Source organism: Azotobacter chroococcum, from assembly GCF_004339665.1.
Taxonomy (GTDB): domain Bacteria; phylum Pseudomonadota; class Gammaproteobacteria; order Pseudomonadales; family Pseudomonadaceae; genus Azotobacter; species Azotobacter chroococcum.
In genome coordinates this window covers 1-8,116 of sequence record NZ_SMMU01000070.1, presented here as the reverse complement: position 1 = coordinate 8,116, position 8,116 = coordinate 1, and the positions used below count along the sequence as shown (strand labels likewise).

The 8,116-nt window shown below is 65.9% G+C and carries 7 protein-coding genes; 2 read left to right on the top strand and 5 right to left on the bottom strand.

Going from position 1 to position 8,116, the window contains the following annotated elements; all coding sequences use genetic code 11:
* From EV691_RS22715 to zwf, 3 genes are all read right to left on the bottom strand, one after another.
* On the bottom strand, positions 1-116 hold a 116-nt coding region (locus EV691_RS22715; RefSeq protein ID WP_131837569.1), incomplete at its 3' end, for a pyruvate kinase.
* Positions 117-189: 73 nt separating this feature from the next.
* Complete coding sequence (locus EV691_RS22710; protein ID WP_207390283.1) at positions 190-879, bottom strand: bifunctional 4-hydroxy-2-oxoglutarate aldolase/2-dehydro-3-deoxy-phosphogluconate aldolase; 690 nt, start codon at positions 877-879, stop codon at positions 190-192.
* 143 nt (positions 880-1,022) lie between these two features.
* Complete coding sequence (zwf, locus tag EV691_RS22705) at positions 1,023-2,492, bottom strand: glucose-6-phosphate dehydrogenase (RefSeq protein ID WP_131301635.1); 1,470 nt, start codon at positions 2,490-2,492, stop codon at positions 1,023-1,025.
* Positions 2,493-2,666: 174 nt separating this feature from the next.
* Here zwf and EV691_RS22700 point away from each other — a divergent pair, with 174 nt between their 5' ends.
* Positions 2,667-3,536: a MurR/RpiR family transcriptional regulator gene (locus EV691_RS22700; protein ID WP_089168059.1), complete on the top strand. Its 870-nt coding sequence runs from the start codon at positions 2,667-2,669 to the stop codon at positions 3,534-3,536.
* A gap of 6 nt (positions 3,537-3,542) precedes the next feature.
* Here the strand turns inward: EV691_RS22700 and edd are convergent, their stop codons facing one another.
* Positions 3,543-5,369, bottom strand: a complete 1,827-nt coding sequence (gene edd, locus EV691_RS22695) for a phosphogluconate dehydratase (RefSeq protein WP_131301632.1) — start codon at positions 5,367-5,369, stop codon at positions 3,543-3,545.
* 214 nt (positions 5,370-5,583) lie between these two features.
* A complete protein-coding gene (gene gntR / locus EV691_RS22690) occupies positions 5,584-6,615 on the bottom strand; it encodes an HTH-type transcriptional regulator GntR (RefSeq protein WP_039804373.1) in 1,032 nt (343 codons plus the stop codon).
* 340 nt (positions 6,616-6,955) lie between these two features.
* Between gntR and EV691_RS22685 the strand changes: the two genes are divergently transcribed.
* Positions 6,956-7,480 (top strand): gluconokinase, encoded by a 525-nt coding sequence (locus EV691_RS22685; protein ID WP_131301629.1) that lies wholly within the window; start codon positions 6,956-6,958, stop codon positions 7,478-7,480.
* The last annotated feature ends 636 nt before the right edge of the window (positions 7,481-8,116 follow it).

Sequence of the window (8,116 nt, the reverse complement as noted above, 5' to 3'; positions counted from 1 at the left end):
CCGTGGGAGAAGTTCAGGCGCACCACGTCGACGCCGGCCTTGATCAGGCCTTCGAGGACTTCGGGGGTTTCGGTGGCTGGGCCGAGGGTGGCGACAATCTTGGTTCTTCGCAGCATCTTGTTGATTCCTCCAGGGAACTTTCTATGCAAAGCAAAAGCGGGCAAGCGGAAAAGCCTTCGGGTCAGGCGGTCAGCCCAGCATTTGCAGGGCTTCGGCACTGGCCTGCTGAACGCGCTGCCAGTCGCCGGCACGCGTCCAGGCGCTCTCCAGCATCCAGGTGCCGCCCACGCACATCACGTTGGGTTGCGCCATGTAGTTCTTGACGTTGCCCGGGTTGACGCCGCCGGTGGGGCAGAAACGGACGTTGCCGAACGGCCCGCCGAGTGCCTTCAGCGCCGGGATGCCACCGGAGATCTCGGCCGGGAACAGCTTGAAGCGGCGGTAGCCCAGGGCGTAGCCGAGCATGAGCTCCGAGGCACTGCCGATACCGGGCAGCAGCGGTACCGGGCAGCTCACTCCGGCCTTCAGCAGTTCGGGGGTGCTGCCGGGGGTGACGATGAACTGCGCCCCTGCCGCCACGGCATCGGCCAGCATCGTTTCGTCGAGCACGGTGCCGGCGCCGACGCAGAGGTCAGGGCGCGCCTCGCGCAGCATGCGGATGGCGGTCAGGCCGTGCTCGGAGCGCAGGGTGACCTCCAGGGTGCGCAGGCCGCCGGCGGCCAGGGCGTCGGCCATCGGCAGGATGTCCGCCTCACGCTCGATGGTGATGACTGGAAGGATGCGGGCCTCTTTGCACAGCCGATCGATCAGGGCGACCTTGTCGGCCATGCTCGGCACGGTCTGGGAGGTTGCCGGCTTATTGTTCTGAATGCTGCTCATATCGGTTGGTCCTTCGGGCTCACAGGCACCGGTAGAGGTCGGAAAAATTCGGAAAAGGGCATGAATCGGCACAATGGATCAGGTAGCGCTGTCCCTGGCGAGCCGGACAACCGCCGGACTCGACCGGGGCGAGCCGGACGGCCTCAGAAGTCGCCATACCAGCTCTTCCCGTCACGGGTGATCAGTGCGATCGACGACAGCGGCCCCCAGCTGCCCGCCGCGTAGGGCTTGGGCGCCTCGCCCTGCAGGCGCCAGCCGGCGATCAGCCGGTCGCACCACAGCCAGGCGTGCTCGATCTCGTCCTTGCGCACGAACAGATTCTGGTTGCCCTTCATCACTTCCAGCAGCAGACGCTCGTAGGCGTCGGGGATCCGCGCGCTGCGGTAGGTGTCGGAGAAATTCAGCTGCAGCGGACCGCTGCGCAGCTGCATGCCCTTGTCCAGCCCCTGCTCCTTGGTCATCACCTGCAGGGCGATGCTCTCGTTCGGCTGCAGGCGGATGATCAGCTTGTTGCCGATCAGCGGGCGCTGCTCCGCGGCGAAGATGTAGTGCGGCGGCGCCTTGAAGTGGATGACGATCTGCGACAGTTTTTCCGGCATCCGCTTGCCGGTGCGCAGGTAGAACGGCACCCCCGCCCAGCGCCAGTTGCGGATCTCCGCGCGCAGGGCGACGAAGGTCTCGGTGTCGCTGCTGGGGTTGGCGTTGTCCTCTTCCAGGTAGCCGGGTACCGGCTTGCCGAGGATGCTGCCGGCCACGTACTGGCCGCGCACCACCTGCTGGCTCAGCTGGGCGGCGTCGATCGGCGCCAGCGCCTTGAGCACCTTGACCTTCTCGTCGCGGATGCTGTCGGCCGACAGGTCGCTTGGCGGGTCCATGGCGATCAGGCAGAGCAGCTGCAGCAGGTGGTTCTGGATCATGTCGCGCAGCTGGCCGGCCTTGTCGAAGTAGCCCCAGCGACCCTCGATGCCCACCTGCTCGGCCACGGTGATTTCCACGTGGGAGATGTGGTTCTGGTTCCACTGGGTCTCGAACAGGCTGTTGGCGAAGCGCAGGGCGATCAGGTTCTGCACCGTCTCCTTGCCCAGGTAGTGGTCGATCCGGTAGGTGCGGTCTTCCGGGAAGTGCCGCGCCACCGCGTCGTTGACCTTGCGCGAGGACGCCAGGTCGTGGCCGATCGGCTTCTCCAGCACCACGCGGGTGCGCTCGGCCAGGCCGACCTCGGCCAGCCCGGCGCAGATCGGCTCGTAGAGCGCCGCCGGGGTGGCGAAGTAGGCGATCAGCCGCTCGGCGTCGCCGACCCGGTCGGCCAGCGCGGCGTAGTCGCCCGCGTTGAGGAAATCCATCGACAGGTAGTCCAGGCGGCCAAGGAAGCGCTGCAGGACGCCCTCCTCCAGCTCCACGCCCGGCACATGGCGGCGCAGGTGCTCGGCGATGGTGGCCAGGTGGCGACTCTCCTCGCCGGACTCGCGGGCCAGGGCCAGCAGCCGCGTGTCGGGACACAGCAGGCCGGCGCGGTCCAGTTGATAGAGGGCGGGGAACAACTTGCGCAAGGCCAGGTCACCGAGCGCGCCGAACAGGGCGAAGGTGCAAGGCTCGACAGGAGTAACAGTCATGGTATTTGTTCTTTTATCAAAGTCACGATTTATGAAAGCATTGTTGAATCGTTTCATCAACAAAAATTACGTAATAAAACAACATTTCTCCATAACCGGGATTTCCAGTGGCTCCTGCCGGAAGCGCCCAGTTACGATAAGGCACTCAATGCACCATCCATCCCAGGAACCAACATGGATCGCACGCGTAACCTGCTGGAACAGATCCAGAACCGTCTGGAAGAGCTGAACAAGGCCGAGCGCAAGGTCGCTGAAGCCATCTTGCAGGACCCGAAACAAGCCACCCGCTACAGCATCGCCTCGCTGGCCCAGGCCGCCCAGGTCAGCGAACCGACCGTCAACCGCTTCTGCCGCTCGTTCGGCGTCAGCGGCTACCCGGAACTGAAACTGCAACTGGCGCAGAGCTTGGCCAGCGGCGCCGCCTATGTGAGCCGCGCCGTGGAAGCCGACGACGGCCCCGAAGCCTACACCCGGAAGATCTTCGGCAGCACCATCGCCTCGCTGGACAGCGCCTGGCAGGCGCTCGATCCCCAGGCCATCGACCGGGCCGTCGACCTGCTGATCCAAGCCCGGCAGATCCACTTCTTCGGCCTCGGCGCCTCCGCCTCGGTGGCCCAGGACGCCCAGCACAAGTTCTTCCGCTTCAACCTCGCCGTGTCGGCGCAGAGCGACGTGCTGATGCAGCGCATGCTCGCCTCGGTGGCTCATACCGGCGACCTCTTCGTGATCATTTCCTACACCGGGCGCACCCGCGAGCTGGTCGAGGTGGCGCACCTGGCCCGCGAGAACGGCGCCTCGGTGCTCGGCCTGACCGCCGCCGACTCGCCGCTGGCCAGGGCCTGCACCCTGAGCCTGGACATCCCGCTGCCGGAGGACACCGACATCTACATGCCGATGACTTCGCGGATCATCCAGCTCACCGTGCTCGACGTGCTCGCCACCGGCATGACCCTGCGCCGTGGTACGGACTTCCAGCCGCACCTGCGCAAGATCAAAGAGAGCCTCAACAGCACCCGCTATCCGAGCGACGACGAGCTCCTCTAGCCCCCCCTACTTCAGCCCTTCCAGACCGGCGGTGAAGGCGCTCGCGCCCTGCTCCGCCGTGCTGAAGGACGTCCGCATGAAGGAGAACAGCTCGCGGCCGCAGCCGACGCCAGCGTCCTGCGGGGCGCTCGCCGGTTCGCGGGCGGCCAGTTCGGCGGCATCGACCAGCACTTCCAGGGTGCCGGCCTGGCCGTCTACACGAATCACGTCGCCGTCGCGCAGCCTGGCCAGCGGGCCGCCGTCGATGGCTTCCGGACAGACATGGATGGCCGCCGGGACCTTGCCGGAGGCGCCGGACATGCGCCCGTCGGTCACCAGCGCCACCTTGAAGCCGCGGTCCTGCAGCACGCCCAGATAGGGGGTCATCTTGTGCAGCTCGGGCATGCCGTTGCTGCGCGGGCCCTGGAAGAGCATCACCGCCACCAGGTCGCGCTCCATCTCGCCGGCCTTGAAGGCATCGGCCAGCTCCTGCTGGTCGCGGAACACACGCGCCGGCGCCTCCACCACCTGATGCTCGGGCGCCACTGCGGACACCTTCATCACTCCCCGCCCCAGGTTGCCGACCATCACCCGCAGGCCACCCTCGGCCGAGAAGGGCCGCGCCGCCGGACGCAGGATGTTCTCGTCGAGGCTCTGTGCCGGGCCGTCGCGCCAGACCAGCTGCTCCCCGTCGAGGAAGGGCTCCTGGGCGTAGCGGCGCAGGCCGCGCCCGACCACGGTATTGACGTCCTCGTGGAGCAGCCCGGCGTCGATCAGCTCGCGAACCAGGAAGGCCACGCCGCCGGCGGCCTGGAAGTGGTTAATGTCGGCCTTGCCGTTCGGATAGACCTTGGTCAGGGTCGGCACCACCTCGGAGAGGTCGGCCATGTCCTGCCAGGTCAGTTGGATGCCGGCAGCCTGGGCGATGGCCGGCAGGTGCAGGGTGTGGTTGGTGGAGCCGCCGGTGGCATGCAGCGCCACCACCGAGTTGACCACCACGCGCTCGTCGACGATCTCGCCGAGCGGCATGAACTGCCCGCCCTGCCTGGTCAGGCGGGTGACCTGGCGGGCCGCCTCCTCGGTCAGCAGGTCGCGCAGCGGGGTGCCGGGATTGACGAAGGAGGAACCCGGCAGATGCAGGCCCATCACTTCCATCAGCATCTGGTTGGTGTTGGCAGTGCCGTAGAAGGTGCAGGTGCCGACGCCGTGATAGGCCTTCATCTCGGACTCGAGCAACTCGTCGCGGCTGGCCTTGCCTTCGGCGTAGCGCTGCCTCACATCCGCCTTTTCTTTGTTCGACAGGCCCGAAACCATCGGCCCGCTGGGCATGAACAGCGCCGGCAGGTGGCCGAAGCGCAGGGCCCCCATCAGCAGGCCGGGGACGATCTTGTCGCAGATGCCGAGGTACAGGGCGGCATCGAACATGTTGTGGGACAGCGCCACCGCCGTGGACAGCGCAATCACTTCACGGCTGGCCAAGGCCAGTTCCATGCCCGGCTCACCCTGAGTCACGCCATCGCACATGGCCGGCACGCCGCCGGCGACCTGACCGACCGAGCCCATGTCGCGCAGGACGCGCTTGATCCGCTCCGGATAGTGCTCATAGGGCTGGTGGGCGGAGAGCATGTCGTTGTAGGCCGTGACGATGGCCACGTTGACGGAGTCCATCAGCCGCAGGCGCTGCTTGTCGCTGCCGTCGCAGGCAGCCACGCCGTGGGCGAAGTTGGCGCACTGCAGTTTGCCGCGTTGCGGCCCCTCAGCGGCGGCAGCCTGGATCATGGCCAGATAGCGCTCGCGCGTGGCACGGCTGCGTTCGACCAAGCGTTCGGTTACCTCAAGGACGCGGGGATGCATGGGATAGACTCCAGATAGCGGCTATGTTTATTTTATAAAAACAACCATACCTTGTATTAACGGAAAAAACAGCCCTTTATTTGCGTATTTTGATATTGTTTTAACAACAAAATTAGAAGCCAAACGAAAACCGGGCCGACCGCCGAATCCAACCGGGCAGCAGCTGCGCAATGCGCCGGGAAGGTGCAGATCCCCCTGCCCGGCGCGAAAACGCTCAGGTGCTCTCGCGCACCATCAGTTCGAAGCCGATGTCCTGCACCGGCTCGGCGATCGACTGGCCGGCCATCAGCGCGAGCAGCAGTTCGGCGGCGCGGCGGCCGATGGCTTCGCGCGGCGTGCGGATGCTGCTGAGCCGCGGCACCATGAAGGACGAGGCCGGCAGGTCGTTGAAGCCAAGCACCGCAACCTGCTCGGGAACCTTCACGCCGCGGCGCATGGCCTCCAGCAGGGCGCCGTGGGCCAGGTCGTCGTTGCCGAAGAAGATGGCGTCGATCTGCGGATGACTGGCCAGCAGCTGGTTGAACAGCTCGCAGCCCAGACCGACGGAAGACGACCGCGGAGTCAGTAGCTCCAGGGCCGGATCGTAGAGGCCGGCCTGCTGCAGGGCCCGACGGAAACCCTCGCCGCGCAGCAGGGTGCGCTGGTCGAGCTGGGCGCCGACGAAGGCCATCCGCTGCCGGCCGCGCGCGATCAAATGCTCGGCTGCCGCCGCGCCGGCGCGCAGCTGCGAGAAGCCGACGCAATGCAGGCCGGCGCCGGAATCCAGATCCATCATGTAGACGCAGGGAATGCCGCTGGAGTCGAGCATGCGCCGCGCACTCTCGGTGCGCTCGAAGCCGGTGAGCAGCAGGCCGCGCGGCTGGTAGGCGAGGTAGTTGCGGATCAGGTCCTCCTCCTCGTCGCGCGAGTAGTGGGAGTTGCCGATCAGCACCTCCAGCCCCTTCGGCCGCATCACCGCGTGTATGGCCTCGAGGGTTTCGACGAACAGCTGGTTGCCCAGGGAGGGCACCACCACCGCCACGGTCTGGCTGCGCGCAGAAGCCAGCGCCCGGGCCGCCGGATTGGCCACATAGCCCAGTTCGCGGGCAGCGTCGCGAACCCGCTGCGCCAGCTCCTCGGCGACGCTGGGAATGCCGCGCAGGGCACGGGAGGCGGTGATCGGACTGACGCCGGCGCTACGCGCCACTTCGTTGAGCGTCGGACGTCCGGTGGTACGGGTATTCTTATCGTTCTTGGGGGTGGTCATCTAGACAGTCGCACCATGAGCAGTATCGGAATGGAACGGCAGGCACCGCGGAAGACTGCAGCACCTGCGGGGCGGCCATTCTCGCCCCGCTGCGCCGTCGCCGTCTCCCCCCATCCCCTCCGACCGGCTTGTCAAACCAGAGGACGACTCATAGGATAGCGCTGTCCCACAGGCCACGGCAATCTCTGGAAAACGCTCGATCCGCCCGTGGCTGGCGTCGCCCCAGCAAGCCTCCGGGCATGAGTCACGACAACGAACGACTCGGGCCACGCGACAACCCCGTCTTGCGAATTGCTTCGGCCTCCGCGAAGGTGGCGCTATCCACCCAACGAGGTGACATATGCACACACCCATTCCGGCCCTGGTGATCATGGGCGTCGCCGGCTGCGGCAAGTCCAGCGTCGGCCAGGCGCTCTGCCGGCTCAGCGGCGCCACCTGCATTGAGGGCGACGCCTTCCACCCCGCGGAAAACATTCGCAAGATGAGCGCCGGCATTCCGCTGACCGACGAGGACCGCGACGGCTGGCTGGACGACCTCTGCAAGGAGCTGCGCCGCGCCATCGCTGCCGGGCAGCGCCCGGTGCTTTCCTGCTCGGCTCTCAAGCGCAGCTACCGCGAGCACCTGCGCAGCGCCGCGCCCGGAGTCGGCTTCGTCTACCTCGAACTGACGCCCGCCGTCGCCGCCCGCCGGGTCGCCGAACGCCCCGGCCATTTCATGCCGGCGAGTATGATCGACAGCCAGTTCGCCACCCTCGAACCGCCTGTGGACGAACCCCTGACCCTGGTCCTGGACGCCTCGCGCCAGGACATTCCGCAACTGGCCGCCGCCGCCCACCAATGGTGGCGCCAGCATGAGCCTGACTGACCTGGGCGTTATATTTTTTAGCTATTTAAGTTAGCGCTATCTAAAACTGTCCAGCTCAAGAACAACAATAATAGGAGGCTTACCATGCCGGGCCTGCCCACAACGCCTTGCTGCTCAAGATCCCGCTCCGGCGAGGTCCGGGACGTGCCCGGGTCAGTTTTGCCGAAGAAACGATTAAGCACCGTTAAATTACGTAATAAACCCTACATAATCTTGACCTTAAAGGGATAAAAACCTTAAATTTAAGTAAATTTACAACAATACACCTCAAGGTACGTACGCATGGCGCCTTGTCATCGTTCGCAGAGCCCGTACGAAATGCCAGCAGCCAAGCCGACTTCCGCGCGCCCATGAGTAAGTGCATGCCACTGTCAGCCCGAACGCCTCTGGCACCCCACGCCCTCTCCCGGCACGCCCGCATGCCGAAAGCCGGGGCACAGCCCACCGGCAAGACCTTCTATCGAATCCCAAGGCGCCCGGCCTGCCGGGCCTTCTTCCCCAGCCTCAGCCTCCCCAGGAGGGTCGCAACATGACTGCTACGCCCAAACCGCTGGTACTCATCATCCTCGACGGCTTCGGTCACAGTGACAGCCCCGCCCACAACGCCATCCACGCCGCCCGCACCCCGGTCTACGA

Excerpts from the sequence above, each read along its gene's own strand:
- EV691_RS22710 (WP_207390283.1), bottom strand. The coding sequence starts at position 879 with ATGAGCAGCATTCAGAACAATAAGCCGGCAACCTCCCAGACCGTGCCG.
- zwf (WP_131301635.1), bottom strand. The coding sequence starts at position 2,492 with ATGACTGTTACTCCTGTCGAGCCTTGCACCTTCGCCCTGTTCGGCGCG.
- EV691_RS22700 (WP_089168059.1), top strand. The coding sequence starts at position 2,667 with ATGGATCGCACGCGTAACCTGCTGGAACAGATCCAGAACCGTCTGGAA.
- edd (WP_131301632.1), bottom strand. The coding sequence starts at position 5,369 with ATGCATCCCCGCGTCCTTGAGGTAACCGAACGCTTGGTCGAACGCAGC.
- gntR (WP_039804373.1), bottom strand. The coding sequence starts at position 6,615 with ATGACCACCCCCAAGAACGATAAGAATACCCGTACCACCGGACGTCCG.
- EV691_RS22685 (WP_131301629.1), top strand. The coding sequence starts at position 6,956 with ATGCACACACCCATTCCGGCCCTGGTGATCATGGGCGTCGCCGGCTGC.